Raw genomic sequence first — 17121 nt, forward strand, 5'->3', positions numbered from 1 at the left:
CCAGGAACACGTGATGTGTTCCCGGTTCAGAGGCTCTTGCCCGTCGGACGTGAAGTCCGCCGTGCATCCTGAACCCGGCTTTTCGATTTCACTAAGCGGGAGCTCAGCCGCCCTATGCGCTCCCAGGGAGATACAAAAGAATCCGGCCGCCCGGTGCGTTCCCGGATACCGCCCGCGGTTCCAAGCCGTAAGCAGCGATCATACGAAGCCCCCAGGAAGAATGCTAAGTGAGTGCGACAGCTCCCGGTTCAGAGGCTCTTGCCCTCGGACGTAAAGTCCGCCGTGCATCCTGAATCCGGCATTCCGATTTCACTAAGCAAAGACACAGCCGCCCTATGCGCTCCCAGGGAGACACAAAAGAACCCGGCCCCGGGAGCATCCCCGAATACCGGTCGCGGTCCCCGTCCCTAAGCATCAGGCAATCCCATCCCCGGGGAAGAACCGCCCTTACCCACGAGGCGCACCCGCCATCCCAGATACCCACTCGAAAGCCCGGCGCCAAGAAATCAGCCCCCACAGTAGCCAACCGCCCGTATCCGAAAGCCCACGGCCTTCCCTCTCATCCCGGCTTTATATCTGGCGAATTTCCATGCTCTTTAGAATATGCTCCATAGAAAAAAAGTATTTTATATATCTTACATAGTACATAGTGATGACTTGTGTGACGACGAAGAGAGAAGAGCTTGAGAGCTAATCACAGCAAACAGCATATAAAATAGCAATTATTCCGAAAATAACCATCTGAGCCTTCACCAAACAGGGAAGAAAGCTGGGGGGCGGGGCGGAAACTTCGGATTCGGGACCCGGGGCGGCGCCTGGCCTTTGGCGGGCATAGGGCGGCTGTGCAGCTGCTTAGTGAAAGCCGGGCGGCAGATTCAGGATGCACGGCGGACTTCACGTCCGACGGGCAAGGGCCACTGAACCGGGAACGCATCATGCGTTCCTGGTGAATTGGCCCGGTTCCTGAATCTGCCGCCCGGCTTTCATTAGCAGATGCCAGCAAACAGCCCGTCGCCCGTCAAAGGCCAGACGCCGCCCCGGGTCCCGAATCCGAAGTTTCCGCCCCGCCCCCCAGCTTTCTTCCCGTCCCCCCAGCAAAAGCGATTGACGATATATTTTGCACCTATTATACTAAAGTGGAAAAGCAATGTTAGTGAGGCGTATCATTGGGGATACAGGGAGGAGGCTCTAGTTGGAACTTCATCAGTATAAGAATGATGGTTTTAAGGAGTTTCGGATCGGATGTCATGCGTGCAGCGGTCTTTGCTGTACGGCGTTATATTTTTCTAAGTATGACGGCTTTCCGGCTGACAAAGAGGCCGGGGTGCCGTGCCGCAATTTGGATGATTGTTTTCGCTGCTCCATTCATAAGGAATTGCATTCTAAAAGTATGAAAGGATGTTTGGCCTACGATTGTTGTGGAGCGGGACAGATAGTAACTTCCCTTTATGGAGAGGTAAACTGGAAGTCTGATCCGTACAGGGCTCAGGAAATGTTCGATGTGTTTGTGAAAACATTTTATCTGCAACAGCTTTTGTGGTATATGTCGGAAGTTTTGACGTTGTGGCCTGCGAAGGAGCTTTGGGAAGAAGCGGAGGCTTGTATTAAGGAGTTACATGTACTTTTGAAATCTTCGCCACGGGATATTTTGGAATTCGATACCGAATCATTTGGAGCGAAAGGGAATGTATTGCTGGATAAGACTTGGATCATGGTAAAGAAGCAGGTTGGTAATTCTAAAAACTTTGCCAAGAAAAAAGATTTTATGGGGCATAATTTCAAAAAATCTAAGCTGATTGGTTGTGATTTTCGTTCAACATTTCTGATAGCGGCAAATTTAGAGGAATGCGATTTGAAGGGTTGTAATTTTCTTGGTTCGGATATGCGGGATACTAATATTAAAAACGCGGATTTGAGCGAGAGCATCTTTTTGACACAGGGACAGATCAATGCGGCAAGAGGTAACCTTAATACCCGGATTCCGAAACATTTGATCAGGCCTTCGGAATGGCTCTGAAATTTGTCAATGTAGGGGGAGGGCTTATATGTTCTGGTCTGTTTTTGGTGGTATTTTGATTGCAGCTTTTGGAGTTTTTATTTTTGTGAAACCGGATGTATTATGGAAACTTACGGAGCAATGGAAGTCTTATCGGGCTGATGAACCGTCAGATTTTTATATTATCAGTACCAAATTTGGAGGGGTCATGTTTGGAATTGTCGGACTTGCAATGGCAGTGCTTCCGCTGGTCCTGGAATAACATGGGAAATAGAATTGAGATACTGCGCTATGCTTTTATCGTTGTGGGAGAAGAGCAGTAATGGGGGTGTGGAGGCGGCAATTATAAAAGGACGAATCGTGTTTGAAGAGCACCTGGCGGATGGAAAAAGGCTGATAGGGTGGGGAAGATTAGGTTTTATTTGAAATAGACTGAAAATTGTTGAAAATATAGAAAAAAGTCAAACAAACTGATAATTTTGCAAAAATTTTCTATTTACAATTTAAAAAAATTGTTGTATAGTTGGAAACAAATTAAAAAGGGACAGCCGGAAAGGGGTATAGGATGCGGTACGAGCAAGCGGTGGGACACACAGCCAACGGCCTGTATGATCCCAAATACGAACACGACAACTGCGGAATCGGCGCGGTGGTGAACATTAAGGGGGCCAGAAGCCACGGGACAGTGGAACAGGCGCTGAAGATTGTAGAAAATTTAGAACATAGAGCGGGCAAAGATGCCGAAGGTAAGACAGGCGACGGAGTTGGAATTCTTTTACAGATTTCCCACAAATTCTTCGTAGAAGCGGTCAAACCTCTCGGCATCTTTTTAAATGGGGAAAGAGAATATGGGATCGGCATGTTTTTCTTCCCCCAGGATGAACTGAAACGCAATCAGGCGAAGAAGATGTTCGAGATCATAGTGGAAAAGGAAGGCATGGAATTCCTTGGCTGGCGGGAGGTTCCCACCAGTCCGGATGTGCTGGGACATAAGGCGGTGGAGTGCATGCCCTGCATCATGCAGGGGTTTGTGAAAAAACCGGAGAGTGTGGAAAAGGGGCTGGATTTTGACAGGCGCCTCTATGTGGTACGCCGGGTTTTTGAACAGAGCAATGAGGATACTTACGTGGTATCCCTCTCCAGCCGCACTATCGTGTATAAGGGAATGTTCCTGGTGGGACAGCTGCGTCTTTTCTTCAAGGACCTGCAGTGCGAGACTTATGAATCCGCCATTGCCATCGTGCATTCCCGGTTCAGCACGAACACCAATCCCAGTTGGGAGAGAGCGCATCCCAACCGTTATATCGTGCACAACGGGGAGATTAATACGATAAAGGGAAATGCGGATAAAATGCTGGCCAGGGAAGAAACCATGGAATCCGGCTATCTGAAAAGCGAGCTTCATAAGGTGCTGCCGGTGGTGAATACGGCGGGATCGGATTCGGCCATGCTGGATAATACGCTGGAATTCCTGGTTATGAGCGGTATGGAGCTGCCGCTGGCTGTGATGATCACGATTCCCGAGCCCTGGGCCAACAATAGAGCCATGAGCCAGAACAAAAGAGATTTTTACCAGTATTACGCGACGATGATGGAGCCCTGGGACGGGCCGGCCTCGATCCTGTTCTCCGACGGGGATATCATGGGGGCGGTGCTGGACCGGAACGGCCTGCGTCCGTCCAGATACTATATCTGCGATAATGATACGCTGATCCTGTCCTCCGAGGTGGGAGTACTGGATCTGGAACCGTCGCATATTCTGGTCAAGGAACGTCTGCATCCGGGGAAAATGCTTCTGGTGGATACGGTGGAAGGAAAAGTGATTTCCGACGACGAGCTGAAGGAACGCTATTCGAACCGGCAGCCTTACGGAGAATGGCTGGACCGGAATCTGGTGGAGCTTAAGAATCTGAAAATCCCGAACCGGAGAGTCCCGGAATATACGCAGGAGGAGCGGTCCAGATTACAGAAAGCTTTCGGATACAGCTACGAGGAGCTGAAGACCTCGATTCTGCAGATGGCCGGAAACGGAGCGGAAGGAATCGCCGCCATGGGAGTCGATACCCCGCTGCCGGTACTGTCGAACCAGCATCAGCCCCTGTTCCATTATTTTAAACAGCTGTTCGCGCAGGTGACGAATCCCCCCATCGACGCGATCCGCGAGGAGATCGTTACCAGCACGACAGTCTATATCGGTGAGGACGGGAACCTGCTGGAAGAAAAGGCGGCCAACTGTCATGTGCTAAAGGTGAACAATCCGATTTTGACCAACACGGATCTGCTGAAGATTAAGAATATGCAGGTGGAAGGCTTCCGGGTGGAAGTGATTCCGATCACTTATTATACAAATACCAGGCTGGAGCGGGCCATAGAGCGCCTGTTCGTGGAAGTGGACCGGGCGTACCGGGATGGGGCGAACATCCTGATCCTCTCGGACCGGGGATTGGATGAGAACCACGTGGCGATCCCGTCCCTGCTGGCTGTGTCCGCGCTCCAGCAGCATCTGGTCAAGACCAAGAAGCGTACGTCGGTGGCTATGATCCTGGAGAGCGGGGAACCCAGGGAGGTTCATCACTTCGCAACACTGTTAGGCTACGGCGCATGCGCCATCAACCCGTATCTGGCCCAGGAAAGCGTGAAGCAGCTGATCGATGAGCGGATGCTTGATAAAGATTATTACGCGGCGGTTACGGATTATAACAATGCAGTTCTGCACGGGATAGTGAAGATCGCGTCGAAGATGGGAATTTCCACCATTCAGTCCTATCAGGGATCGCAGATCTTTGAGGCCATCGGTATCGACGGAAGCGTCGTTGAAAAATATTTTACCGGCACGACCAGCCGGATCGGGGGAATTACCCTGGAAGACATACAAAGAGAGGTGGAAGAGCTGCATGACGCCGCCTTTGATCCGCTGGGGCTGTCGGTGGATCTGACGCTGGACAGCGTCGGCCGTCATAAGGCCAGAAGCGGCGGGGAGGAACATCTGTATAATCCCCAAACCATCCATCTTCTGCAGGAGTCCGTGAAGAGGGAAGAGTACGGTATGTTTAAAGAATACACGTCGCTCATTAACGCCCAGTCCAATACCGGCACACTGCGGGGACTGATGGATTTCCGCTATCCTAAAAAGGGCGTGCCCATAGAAGAGGTGGAATCTGTGGACTCCATCGTCCGCCGATTCAAGACGGGGGCCATGAGCTACGGATCTATTTCCCAGGAGGCACATGAGACACTGGCTGTCGCCATGAACCGCCTGCATGGAAAGTCCAACAGCGGGGAGGGAGGCGAGAGTCTGGAGCGTCTGACCATCGGCCCGGACGGCGAGAACCGCTGTTCCGCGATTAAGCAGGTGGCATCCGGCCGGTTCGGCGTTACCAGCCGCTACCTGGTCAGCGCCAAAGAGATCCAGATTAAGATGGCGCAGGGAGCTAAGCCCGGCGAAGGGGGACATCTGCCCGGGGCAAAGGTATACCCGTGGGTGGCGAAGACCAGACATTCCACGCCCGGTGTCGGTCTGATCTCACCGCCGCCTCACCACGATATCTATTCTATCGAAGACCTGGCGCAGCTGATCTATGACTTAAAGAATGCCAACAGGGACGCCAGAATCTCTGTCAAGCTGGTATCCGAGGCAGGAGTCGGAACCGTGGCGGCCGGTGTGGCCAAAGCGGGCGCGCAGGTGATCCTGGTATCGGGTTATGACGGCGGTACAGGCGCAGCGCCGAGAAGTTCCATCCACAATGCGGGACTTCCCTGGGAGCTGGGCGTGGCGGAGACGCACCAGACCCTGATCCGAAACGGCCTTCGGAACAAAGTGGTGATCGAGACCGACGGCAAGCTGATGAGCGGCCGGGACGTGGCCATCGCGGCGATGCTGGGAGCCGAAGAGTTCGGATTCGCCACCGCGCCGCTGGTGACTTTGGGCTGCGTAATGATGCGTGTCTGTAATCTGGACACCTGCCCGGTGGGAATCGCCACCCAGAACCCGGAGCTACGAAAGCGCTTCCGGGGCAGGCCGGAATACGTGATCAATTTTATGCGCTTTATTGCCCAGGAACTCAGGGAATACATGGCGATGCTGGGGGTGAGAACGGTGGATGAGCTGGTGGGAAGAAGTGATCTGCTCTGTAAAAAAGAGGGGCCGCTTTCTGAAAAAGCTTCCAAAGTGGACCTGTCCGGAATCCTGAACAATCCCTTTGCGAGGGACGGCCAAAAGCACGGTTTTGATCCCGGCCAGGTCTATGATTTTCATCTGGAAGATACCGCGGATGAGAAAATATTAATGAAGAAATTAAAACCGGCGTTAGTGAACCGGCAGAAAAGAAGCATCGAGGTGGATGTCACAAACATTAACCGGACTTTCGGGACGATGTTCGGAGCCGAGATCACCAGAATGTACCAGGATACCCTTGAGGAGGACACCTTTACGGTAAAATGCAAAGGTTCCGGCGGACAGAGCTTCGGCGCCTTCATTCCCAAGGGCCTGACCCTGGAACTCATCGGCGACAGCAACGACTATTTCGGAAAAGGATTGTCGGGAGGAAAGCTGATCGTCTACCCTCCCCAGGGAGCCAAATTCGCCCAGGATGAGAATATCATTATTGGAAATGTGGCCCTCTACGGAGCCACAAGTGGAAAAGCCTACATCAACGGCGTAGCCGGTGAGCGGTTCTGCGTACGGAATTCCGGAGCGGTAGCGGTCGTGGAGGGCGTAGGCGACCATGGCTGCGAATATATGACCGGCGGACGGGCCGTAGTCCTTGGAAAGACCGGGAAAAACTTCGCGGCCGGCATGAGCGGCGGTATCGCCTATGTGCTGGACGAGGACAGCGATCTCTATAAAAAGCTGAACAAGGAAATGGTATCCGTAAGTGAGATCACATCCAAATACGACGTTCTGGAGTTAAAAGACATGATCCGGGAACATGTGGCTTACACCAATTCAGAGAAGGGCAAGAAAATACTGGCGGATTTTGGAGCCTATCTGCCCAAATTTAAAAAGATCATCCCTTACGACTATAACCGGATGCAGCTCACCATCGTGCAGATGGAGGAAAAGGGACTGAGCAGTGAACAGGCAGCCATCGAAGCATTTTACGCGAATCAGAATAAATAGGAGGACGGATCATGGGAAAACCTACCGGTTTTATGGAATATAAAAGAGAAGTGAGCGGCGTGCAGGACCCCAAAAGCCGTATCGGGAATTTCGATGAATTCCACACACCGCTCTCCGAAGAAAAACAGCGGCAGCAGGGCGCCAGATGCATGGCCTGCGGCGTACCGTTCTGTCAGTCAGGCGTGGTTTTAAATGGAATGGTCACCGGATGTCCCCTGCACAATTTGATTCCCGAGTGGAACGATCTGGTCTACACCGGGAACTGGGAGCAGGCATACAGACGTCTTACGAAGACCAACAATTTTCCGGAATTCACGGCCCGGGTGTGCCCGGCTCCCTGCGAGGCGGCCTGCACCTGCGGCCTGAATGACAGCCCGGTGGCCATCAAGGAAAACGAATACGGAATTGTGGAACACGCCTACGCAGCCGGCTATGCCGCCGCTAATCCACCCAGAGTTCGGACCGGCAAAAAAGTGGCTGTCATCGGCAGCGGGCCCGCCGGTCTGGCGGCAGCAGACCAGCTGAACAAACGGGGCCATCAGGTAACCGTATTCGAACGCAGCGACCGTGTGGGAGGCCTGCTGATGTACGGAATCCCCAACATGAAGCTGGATAAAAAGATCATCGAGCGCAAAATCAGGATCATGCGGGAAGAGGGCGTGGAATTCATAACAAACGCCGATGTGGGAGCCGGTCCGAAATCTGCGGATACCAAAGCCGGCGCAATAAAGGCCGCCGACATAATGAAGCAGTATGACCGGGTCATTCTGGCCTGCGGCGCCTCTAACCCCAGGGACTTAAAAGTACCCGGCCGGGATGCGAAAGGCATCCATTTTGCCGTAGACTTTCTGAGATCCACCACAAAAAGCCTGTTAGATTCCGGTCTGGCCGACGGCAATTACATCTCGGCCAAAGGCAAGAAAGTCATGGTCATAGGAGGCGGAGATACCGGGAACGACTGCGTGGGCACGGCCATCCGCCATGGCGCCGGATCTGTAATCCAGCTGGAAATGATGCCAAAGCTGCCGGATGAGCGCTCTGAGGACAACACCTGGCCCGAGTGGCCGAAGGTCTGCAAAACCGATTACGGGCAGGAAGAAGCCATCGCCCGGTTCGGCCAGGACCCCAGAGTCTACCAGACCACGGTGAAAGAATTCCTGAAAGATAAAAACGGAAATGTATGCAAAGCCAGGCTGGTCAGCCTGGAACCCAAAAAAGACGGGAAGACCGGCCGCATGGTTATGGCAGAAGTCCCTGGAAGCGAGACGCTTCGGGAGGTAGACCTGGTTCTCATTGCCGCCGGATTCCTGGGAGCCCAGAAATCCGTAGCGGACGCCTTTAAAGTGAAACTAAATGAACGCACCAATGTAGACACCGCCCCCGGCAGATACCGGACCAATGTGGAAAATGTCTTTACCGCCGGCGACATGCACCGCGGGCAGTCCCTGGTGGTATGGGCGATCCGGGAAGGCCGGGAGGCAGCTCGGGAAGTCGACGAAAGCCTCATGGGCTATACAAACCTTTACGTTCAATAGTTCTCCGAGCGGCATATAAGCCCGATGGCAGACATAAGAATAGCTGAATAAGAAAAGACAAGGACCTTTGATTCACAGTTCCGGGACACTACTTGCCATCCGGCGGGTATCGTTTCGAAACTGCAAGGTTCTTGTCTTTTTTACACGGATTTTTAATATCTGCTCTCAGGCATGTTAACATCTCCTGCCCTGTGTGCCGGACGATCAGATCTGGGTCACGGTACTGCTGCCTTCTTACTAATTCTGCAATACCGAGATAGCCTCCGGATAATTTCCCAGCAGGGCGTCGGGGAAGGCGTTCGTCTCGATCCGGGGAAGCCAGATCCCGTTCATCCGGGACATGGGAAGGGAAGTCTCTATAGTTATGGAAGTCATGTTTTCCTCCAGGAGGTTTAAAAGCAGGTCGGAGGACTTTAGGAGGAATTCCTCATCGGGCAGCTTAAGCATAGCGGGATCGTTTTTCAGGGTGTTGAGCCGGTCTTTGTAAGCCGTGAAGAGCTGGGGCAGATCCGCGGTGGTCAGGTTCACAGACAGGTTAACCAGAGCGGAAGTGTCGGTCTGTTCCCAGGAGAGAATCTGGTAATCCAGGTTTTTGTGGATCTGTACCGCGTAGGCCAGATCCTGGGAGGAGGCCTGGGGTTCCTGGTCGGAGAAAAAATGGCGGATGGACAAGTATTGCCGCAGGGCTTCCGGGTCCATCTGTTTGATACGGTCCAGGTAAGCCTGGGCCATGGCGGACGGCGAGGTGAGACCGGACTTTCCAATGCTGGTGATCAGGCCTCCGGTGAGCTGATCCAAAACGGTGGAGGGGGATTCATAGGCCCAGCCGTCCTCACTGCGCACCATGGACAAGGTAATCTTGCGGGTCTGGGTTTCAGCGGATGAGTTCAGGATGTCGGACAGGATACCGGCATAGTCCAATACGGACGCCTGTCCCATGGGCCCTGATGAGATATAGCGGTCCAGGATCTCAGAACGGTAGGCGTCCATCAGCTGTTCCATGTTGCGGGTGGTCAGTTTGATTGTAACCTCTGCTTTTTCGCCGGTGATCTTTGAGGACTGGATCTGGTAGTCATAAATTTCCAGAAGACGGGATGCCAAAACTCCATGGCCGTCGTCCAGGAACAAAAGGGATTTGTTCTGGTCCAGCTGATGTATGGTATTTAAAAGGTCCTGGTCTGTATTCGGGTGTTGGATGGCTTCCAGTTGTTCTTTGATCTGGGCCTTCGGATTGTGCAGGGCACATCCGGTCAGACAGAGGGACAGGCTGAGCGCGGTCAGCAGAAGCGGCAGAAAATAACGGCTATTCATAGGTAGTTGGGAACCTCCTCTTCCATTTGAACGATTGCGTTTCCAATGGAACAATCCTTTTTTCGCGGGATTTGATCCATAATATTGCGGATTACTATAGCATACGGAAAAATGGAAAACAAGAAAAGCGGGGGAGATTTTGTCGAGGGGGAAACATATTTTTTTTGAATTGTGCGATTATGCAACCCTTTTTTGCCGATTTGTCTTATTGCGAAATGCACAACAAAACTATAATATTAACGTAAATAGTAAGTAAAGTGCCAGACAAAAAATGATGAAAGGAGAAGAGAAATTAAAATTTAATAGAAAGAGTTACTGAGACAGCGTCAAAAAAAGTAAAAGTGAACAGAGATTAAAGGGGGATTATTCATGAAAAGAAAATTAGCAGTTTTATTGACGGTTACCTTGTGCTTTGGCCTTCTGGCCGGCTGTGGCTCCAAAAAAGAGGAAGCGCCCGCGGCTTCCACCGGGACAGGAGATTCAAAAGAAGCGCCTGCGGAGGAACCGAAAGAAACAAAGAGCATGACACTTTATTATTCGAATTCCACGGACTGGGCGGATCCCATTATACAGGAATTCGAAGACCAGACGGGCATCAAGGTGGATCTGGTACAGGATGGAACTTCTTCCCTGTTCGCGCGTATCAAAGCCGAAGCGGGCAATCCGCAGGCAGATGTGGTATGGGGCGGAGTCATCGATACCTACCGGGCGAATCAGGATATGCTTCAGCAGTATACCTCTTCCAATGTGGACGCCCTCAAAGACGCAGCAAAGGATGCCAACGGCTATTATACCGGATTCGACATGGGGCCGATGGTTATGATCTATAATACGGAACTGGTGGATGCAGCCGGCGCGCCTACTTCCTGGGCGGATCTGCTGGATGAAAAATATAAAGGCCAGATCGCCTGCGCAGACCCTACTTCCGCATCGTCTTCTTTTGCCTGTATGATGTCTATTATTCTGGCATATGGAACCGATGACGGCAAAGGTTATGAATTTATCGAAAAATTGGTAGATAATCTGGACGGAAAGATCCTGGATTCCTCCTCCGGCGTTTACAAGGGAGTTGCCGATGGGGAATACATGGTTGGTTTGACTTATGAAGAAGCGGCGCTGCGCTATATCCAGTCAGGCGCGAATATCGCGATCGTATACCCCAGCGAGGGTACTTCTTCCAGTCCTTCCGGCATGGCGATCGTAAAGGACTGCCAGAATCTGAAAAACGCTCAGAAGTTCATTGACTATCTCAGCAGCAAAGAGGTTCAGGAGCAGTTGGGCGACTTAAACCGCCGCTCGGTACGTTCCGATGTCTCAGATCCGGATACCATGGAAGCATGGGATAAAATCACCTTCGTAAATATGGACATCGACTGGACTTCCAGCCATACCCAGGAGTTTAACGATATGTGGAATGATTTGATCTCCCGTTAACTACGGAAGCGGTTCGGATAAACCAGGAGGAAGGATGAGAATGCAGCAAAAGCCATCCTTCCTCCTTTAAAATGAAGAGATGGAGGAAGAGGATTATGAGCAGTCAAAGGGTGAAGATCGACGGCGCGACGAAGGTTTATGGAGACTTCAAAGCTTGCGACCATATCAGTCTGGACATAAAAGAAGGTGAGTTTTTTACTCTTTTGGGACCTTCCGGCTGTGGCAAGACGACGCTTTTGCGTATGATCGCCGGATTTAATCCGATCGATGAAGGTAAAATATATTTTAACGACAAAGAAATCAATCATATCCCGGCGGATAAGAGAAACATCGGCATGGTATTCCAAAACTACGCCATATTTCCGCACATGACCGTACAGGGAAATGTAGAATATGGGCTGAAGGCCCGGAAGATCAAAGGAAAAGAACTGACAGACCGGGCCATGGAAGCCATGAAGATGATGCAGATCGATAATTTAAAGGACCGTATGCCCAGCCAGCTCTCCGGCGGCCAGCAGCAGCGTGTGGCGCTGGCCAGAGCGGTGGTCATCCATCCGGATGTCCTGCTGATGGATGAACCGCTGTGCAACCTGGATGCCAAACTTCGTGTGACCATGCGCACCAGTATCAAGAAAATCCAAAAGCAGCTGAATATTACTACCATATACGTCACCCATGACCAGGAGGAGGCCCTGTCCATTTCGGACCGGATCGCCATTATTCATGACGGACAGGTGGAGCAGCTGGGAGAACCGATGGAGATCTATACCAAACCGGCGAATATGTTCGTGGCAAACTTTATCGGAACCTCCTGCTTCCTGGACGGCGAAGCGAGCGGCGGGGTCGTGAAGATCCTGGGAGTGAAAGAGCTGGAATTGAATATTGACAAGGAATATAAAGGAAAAGTAAAGGTTTCCGTCCGCCCCGAATACGTTCATCTGGGCGCGCCAAAAGAGGGGGAGATTCAGGGAACCATTACCATGAGCACCTTCCTTGGGGATTTTATGAATTATGAAATCCAGATTGACAACGGCCCATTAATCGAAGTCAACGAGTACACGGACGAGATGGATATTTCCCGGAAAATGAATGACCGGGTAAGCCTGGAACTGATGTCCGGCCGGATCTGCGTGTTTGACGCGGAGACGGAAAAAACGATCATGCGCGATTGACGGCGGTTAAAAGGAGGGGCGTTATGAAAGAAAATACAAAACCAAAAAAGAAAATTTATGAAAAGCTCCACATGGACAAATTTAATTTCTGGACGATCATGAGTCTGGTGATTCTGATTTTGTGCCTGATCTTCATTGTCTATCCGTTCCTGAAGCTAATTGTCCAGAGCTTCCAGAATCCGGATACCAATGCATTTACCATGAGTAATTACCTGAAGTTTTTCCAGAAGAAATACTATCAGGAAGCGCTGGGGCACAGTCTTCTGATCAGTACGGTAGTGACGATCCTGGCCACCCTGCTTGGAGTGCCGCTGGCATACATCGGTTCCCGCTTTAATCTGTACTGGAAAAGGCTGATCAATGTAATGGTGGTTCTCTCCATGCTGTCGCCGCCGTTTATCGGCGCCTATGCCTGGATCACCCTGCTAGGCCGCGCGGGATTTATCACAAAACTGCTGTCCATGATCGGAATCGAAATGGGAGAGATCTACGGTTTTAAGGGGATCGTCCTGGTATTTACCCTGAAGCTCTATCCCATGGTCTACCTCTATGTGTCAGGCGCGCTTGGGAGCATCGATTCCTCCCTGGAGGAAGCCAGTGAGAATCTGGGAATCTCCGGTATCCGCAGGATTCTGAAGATTACGTTCCCGGTCATCCTGCCGACCATATTGTCATCGGCGCTGATGGTATTCATGACGGCTCTGGCTGACTTCGGTACTCCCAGATTGATCGGGGAAGGCTACAGCACGCTGCCGGTTATCATTTACAAGGAATTCCTGAATGAGGTGGGAACGGACACGGGCTTTGCAAGCGCACTGAGCGTCATCATCATCATCATTGCCCTGGTGGTGCTCTTCGTCCAGAAGCGGTTCGTGGACAGAAAGAGTTATAATATGACCAGCCTTCGGCCGCCGGCGGTTATCGAGCTGACCCGCGGAAAAAAGCTTCTGGCGACGGCAGTGGTATTCTTCGTATCCTTCCTGTCGGTATTGCCGCAGATCACCGTTACGATCCAGTCCTTCCTAAAGACCAACGGCCCGCTGTTCGTAGCCGGCTTCAGCCTGGACAGCTACCGGCAGGTGGCCAATAAGCTGGGGCGCAGTATTACCAATACCTTTTTATATTCGTTTATCGCGCTGGCCATCATTGTACTGCTGGGGCTGATCGGTTCCTACCTGATCGTCAGGCGGAAGAGCTTCGTATCCAACCTGATCGACATGCTGTTAATGTTCCCCTATGTCATCCCGGGAGCTGTTCTTGGTATCTGTCTGACGGTGGCCTTTAACCAGGGGGCGATCGTGCTGACCGGAACCATGTGGGCGATCATTATATCCTTCGTCATACGAAAGCTTCCTTATACTATGAGGTCCAGTGTGGGGATCCTCTACCAAATCGACAATTCGGTGGAAGAAGCATCCATAAGCCTGGGCGTTCCGGCAATGAAAACCTTCTTTAAAACGACGGTGCACCTGATGCTGCCCGGCCTGATGTCGGGGGCTGTCTTAAGCCTGATCAGCGTAATGAATACATTAAGCGCCACGCTGATTTTGTATACAGGGAAGACGATCACGATATCCGTGGCAATTTTCAACTGTGTCAATAATGACGCTTACGGTCAGGCGGCCGCGCTGTCGACCATTCTGACTTTGGCTACGGTCGTATGTCTGCTGATCTTTAATAAAGTATCAGGCGGAAAGAGTGTAGTCTGAATATAGCGGCTTAAGCGCTCAGTGTGATAAAATAGAACGCTTGAAAAAGCAGGAAATGGAGGAAATAGAAAGTTATGAGGGAAATGTTCTGCCCTCATGACTTTCTTTTCCCTATATTTTCAGGTAAAATAAGACATATTCATCGATACCTAAATGTGCAGAAAAATGCACGCTTGGAGGAAAACATGCTGAAAAAGATTTCGGAGAGCTATTTTTGCCGTATATTTTCCGCCTTTTTCGTATCTTGTCTGGTGTTTGCCGTGATCCTGAGCGGAATCATCAGCTTCGCCTTCTATCGCATCTATCTATCCAATTTAAGGCAGCAGAGTATTGGCACCGCAGAAAAAGTCCGTAACGCAATCGACAATGAGATAGAAAATTATAAAGAAGTGATCCGTAACCTGACTGAGGATGAGGAAGTGCGGGCTTTTTTTACCGATCCTGACGCGGAAAATGCAAATACGGTGCTGCGCTCTCTTTACATATTAAAAAATGGCAATAATCAAAAGGCCGCCATCAGTATCGTAAAGATGAATCCGACCCAGTGGCTGTCGACCTCCGAACAGGTGATGAAATCCACGCATGCCTCATTTGAAAACTGGGGCGTATTCCGAAAGGCGAATGAGGGAGAGGATGTAGCGGTCTACGCCATCGCCCGGGACGCGATGCTCAATGAAGCGGACCGGATCTGTATGGCCAAAGCCTACCGGGATGAAAAGGATCAGGTGCTTGGATATGTACTTGTGGAGATACCAAGAAGCACCATAGACGTGATTGTAAATGAGTACGCGGAACAGTATAAAACGATGTTTATGATATTGAATCAAAGCGGAGCCATCATTTATCACACCTCCGGGCTGGACTATGAGGGGCTGGGCAAAGCTGAGGAATACGGTTTTGACAATAACTGGTCGGACAGGACGACCGGTATCACAGACGATACCTTTGCCTACAGCCGAAGCGATAGCTATGGCCTTCTCTATATTAAGGAGATGCCGTCCGATGTGATGAACAAAATTATGAACGCTATCTTAAAAGCTATGATACCGGGACTGATGATCATAGCGGTACTGGGTTTAGGGCTCTCGGGAATGCTGGCCCGGTCCATATCGGCACCGATACAAAGAATCCGGGAATCCATGGCCAAGGTGAAACACGGGGATCTGACTGCAAGAGTGATCGTAGACCGGAAGGATGAGATCGGGCAGCTGGGAGAGTCGTTTAATGCCATGACGGAGCAAATCGGAGAACTGATGGCCAATATCGATGAGGAGAAGCACAGCCTGTGGATTGCGGAGACCCGATCCTTAAGTCTCCAGATGAATCCCCATTTTCTGTATAACACGCTGGATCTGATCAAATGGAATGCAAAATTAAACCGCACAAACGAGATCTCTGATATTACCGTGCAGCTGGGGCGCCTTCTGCGGCGCGTGATGAATACGAAGGCCGATCTGGTCACCGTTTCTTACGAGATGGAGATTATCCGGTCATTTCTGGAAATACAGAAAAAGCATTATGGGGACCGGCTGCATATGGAGGCAGAGCTGCAAAGCAATATGGAAGAGGAGCTCATTCCCAAGCTGATCTTACAGCCCATGGTGGAGAACGCGATCGTGCACGGATTTTCCGGTAAGTCGGGAGAGTGCCGGATCTGTCTGGACGGCAGATTCGATGGGGAATATCTCATTTTCCGTGTGGAAGACAACGGAAATGGTATGGATCAGGAGACGCTTCATTCGCTGTTAGATTTCCGGCAGGAAGGGACCCATCATATCGGGTTGAACAATGTACAAAGAAGAGCCAGGTTATTTGGCGACGAGAATTGTGGGATATCCGCAGTCAGTGTTCCGGGAAAGGGAACACAGATTACCCTGCGGATTAAACATATTGATAAAGAAAAACCATCCGTCACGGGAGGAACGGTTGAACAAAGCGCCGACCCGAACCAGTATTTATGACGCAGCTGTTTACCCATACCGATTGTGCTGGAATACGCACGCATGGAGGGAAAGATGATAAAAGTTTTGTTAGTAGAAGATGAAGATCTGATCCGGCAGGGGCTTAAACTGACCACCACCTGGTCGGATTTTGGGTGTGAGATTATCGGAGAAGCGGCTGACGGTCAGGAGGGCCGGGAGATGATACTCCGATTAAAGCCGGATCTTGTTATAACAGATATAAAAATGCCGAAGTTAAACGGACTGGAAATGATCGAGAGCCTGCAGGATGAGATATCCTGCGAATACATAATCCTCTCGGGATATGATGAGTTTGCTTACGCGAAAAGGGCGATGCGGATGGGCGTGCGCGGGTATCTGCTCAAACCGATCGACGATACGGAGCTGGAGGAGGTCTTGTCAAGCACCATCAAAAGCATCAGGGAAAAACAGGCCGTATATAAGAGCCTGTCGGAAAAACTGGGCAAGGAATTTACGGAAGAACAGAAGGCTGTTGACTTCGGAAACCTGCAGGACAAATATCTGGCCAGAGCCTGCGAGATCATCCGCAGCCGTTACCAGGAGGACTTAACACTCAAGAATGTGGCGGACGAACTGAATATCAGCGACAGCTATTTGGGGAAATTATTTAAAACCAAGACCAGTTATACGTTCCTGGAGGTTTTAACCCTATACCGGATCAAGGGGGCGGTGGATCTGTTGAAAAATACCGATCTGAAGGTGTATGAGATCGCCTATGCGATCGGTTATGGGGATGCCAAATATTTCAGCAAGGTTTTCCGCAAAATCGTAGGGATAAAACCGATGGAGTTTAAAAACGGTTATCAATTAACCCAGAACCATATTTTGAATCGGTTATAAGAAATGGATAAAAAGAAGGACGA

10 protein-coding genes are annotated in these 17121 nt (G+C 50.9%); 9 read left to right on the forward strand and 1 reads right to left on the reverse strand.

Annotated features, from left to right (window positions below):
• Positions 1 to 1390 precede the first annotated feature (1390 nt).
• The 4 genes from KTH89_RS12145 to KTH89_RS12160 all read left to right on the forward strand — a co-directional run bounded on the left by KTH89_RS12145 (position 1391) and on the right by KTH89_RS12160 (position 8650).
• Positions 1391 to 2017 carry a pentapeptide repeat-containing protein gene (locus KTH89_RS12145; protein ID WP_238721886.1) on the forward strand — a complete coding sequence of 209 codons (627 nt, stop codon included), beginning with the start codon at positions 1391 to 1393 and terminating at the stop codon, positions 2015 to 2017.
• A 28-nt stretch (positions 2018 to 2045) separates the two neighbouring features.
• Complete coding sequence (locus tag KTH89_RS12150; RefSeq protein WP_158342504.1) at positions 2046 to 2258, forward strand: DUF6199 family natural product biosynthesis protein; 213 nt, start codon at positions 2046 to 2048, stop codon at positions 2256 to 2258.
• Between the two features lie 303 nt (positions 2259 to 2561).
• Positions 2562 to 7115 carry a glutamate synthase large subunit gene (gltB, locus tag KTH89_RS12155; protein ID WP_238721887.1) on the forward strand — a complete coding sequence of 1518 codons (4554 nt, stop codon included), beginning with the start codon at positions 2562 to 2564 and terminating at the stop codon, positions 7113 to 7115.
• Positions 7116 to 7126: 11 nt separating this feature from the next.
• Positions 7127 to 8650: a glutamate synthase subunit beta gene (locus KTH89_RS12160; RefSeq protein WP_238721888.1), complete on the forward strand. Its 1524-nt coding sequence runs from the start codon at positions 7127 to 7129 to the stop codon at positions 8648 to 8650.
• A 237-nt stretch (positions 8651 to 8887) separates the two neighbouring features.
• On the opposite strand, the gene KTH89_RS12165 is transcribed toward KTH89_RS12160, so the two are convergent.
• Positions 8888 to 9961, reverse strand: coding sequence for a hypothetical protein (locus tag KTH89_RS12165; protein ID WP_238721889.1), 1074 nt, complete (start codon positions 9959 to 9961; stop codon positions 8888 to 8890).
• A 369-nt stretch (positions 9962 to 10330) separates the two neighbouring features.
• Between KTH89_RS12165 and KTH89_RS12170 the strand changes: the two genes are divergently transcribed.
• The 5 genes from KTH89_RS12170 (at position 10331) to KTH89_RS12190 (ending at position 17098) form a co-directional block, all read left to right on the forward strand.
• The gene (locus KTH89_RS12170) at positions 10331 to 11395 is read left to right on the forward strand and encodes an ABC transporter substrate-binding protein (protein WP_238721890.1); all 1065 of its coding nucleotides are present in this window, start codon (positions 10331 to 10333) and stop codon (positions 11393 to 11395) included.
• Positions 11396 to 11490: 95 nt separating this feature from the next.
• Entirely contained in the window at positions 11491 to 12567 is a 1077-nt protein-coding gene (locus tag KTH89_RS12175; protein WP_238721891.1) for an ABC transporter ATP-binding protein, read from the forward strand.
• A gap of 23 nt (positions 12568 to 12590) precedes the next feature.
• Positions 12591 to 14276 (forward strand): ABC transporter permease, encoded by a 1686-nt coding sequence (locus KTH89_RS12180; RefSeq protein ID WP_238721892.1) that lies wholly within the window; start codon positions 12591 to 12593, stop codon positions 14274 to 14276.
• Between the two features lie 185 nt (positions 14277 to 14461).
• The gene (locus KTH89_RS12185; protein ID WP_238721893.1) at positions 14462 to 16237 is read left to right on the forward strand and encodes a sensor histidine kinase; all 1776 of its coding nucleotides are present in this window, start codon (positions 14462 to 14464) and stop codon (positions 16235 to 16237) included.
• Between the two features lie 54 nt (positions 16238 to 16291).
• Positions 16292 to 17098: a response regulator transcription factor gene (locus tag KTH89_RS12190; protein ID WP_238721894.1), complete on the forward strand. Its 807-nt coding sequence runs from the start codon at positions 16292 to 16294 to the stop codon at positions 17096 to 17098.
• Positions 17099 to 17121 lie beyond the last annotated feature (23 nt).

The organism is Diplocloster agilis (assembly GCF_019042275.1).
GTDB lineage: Bacteria > Bacillota > Clostridia > Lachnospirales > Lachnospiraceae > Diplocloster > Diplocloster agilis.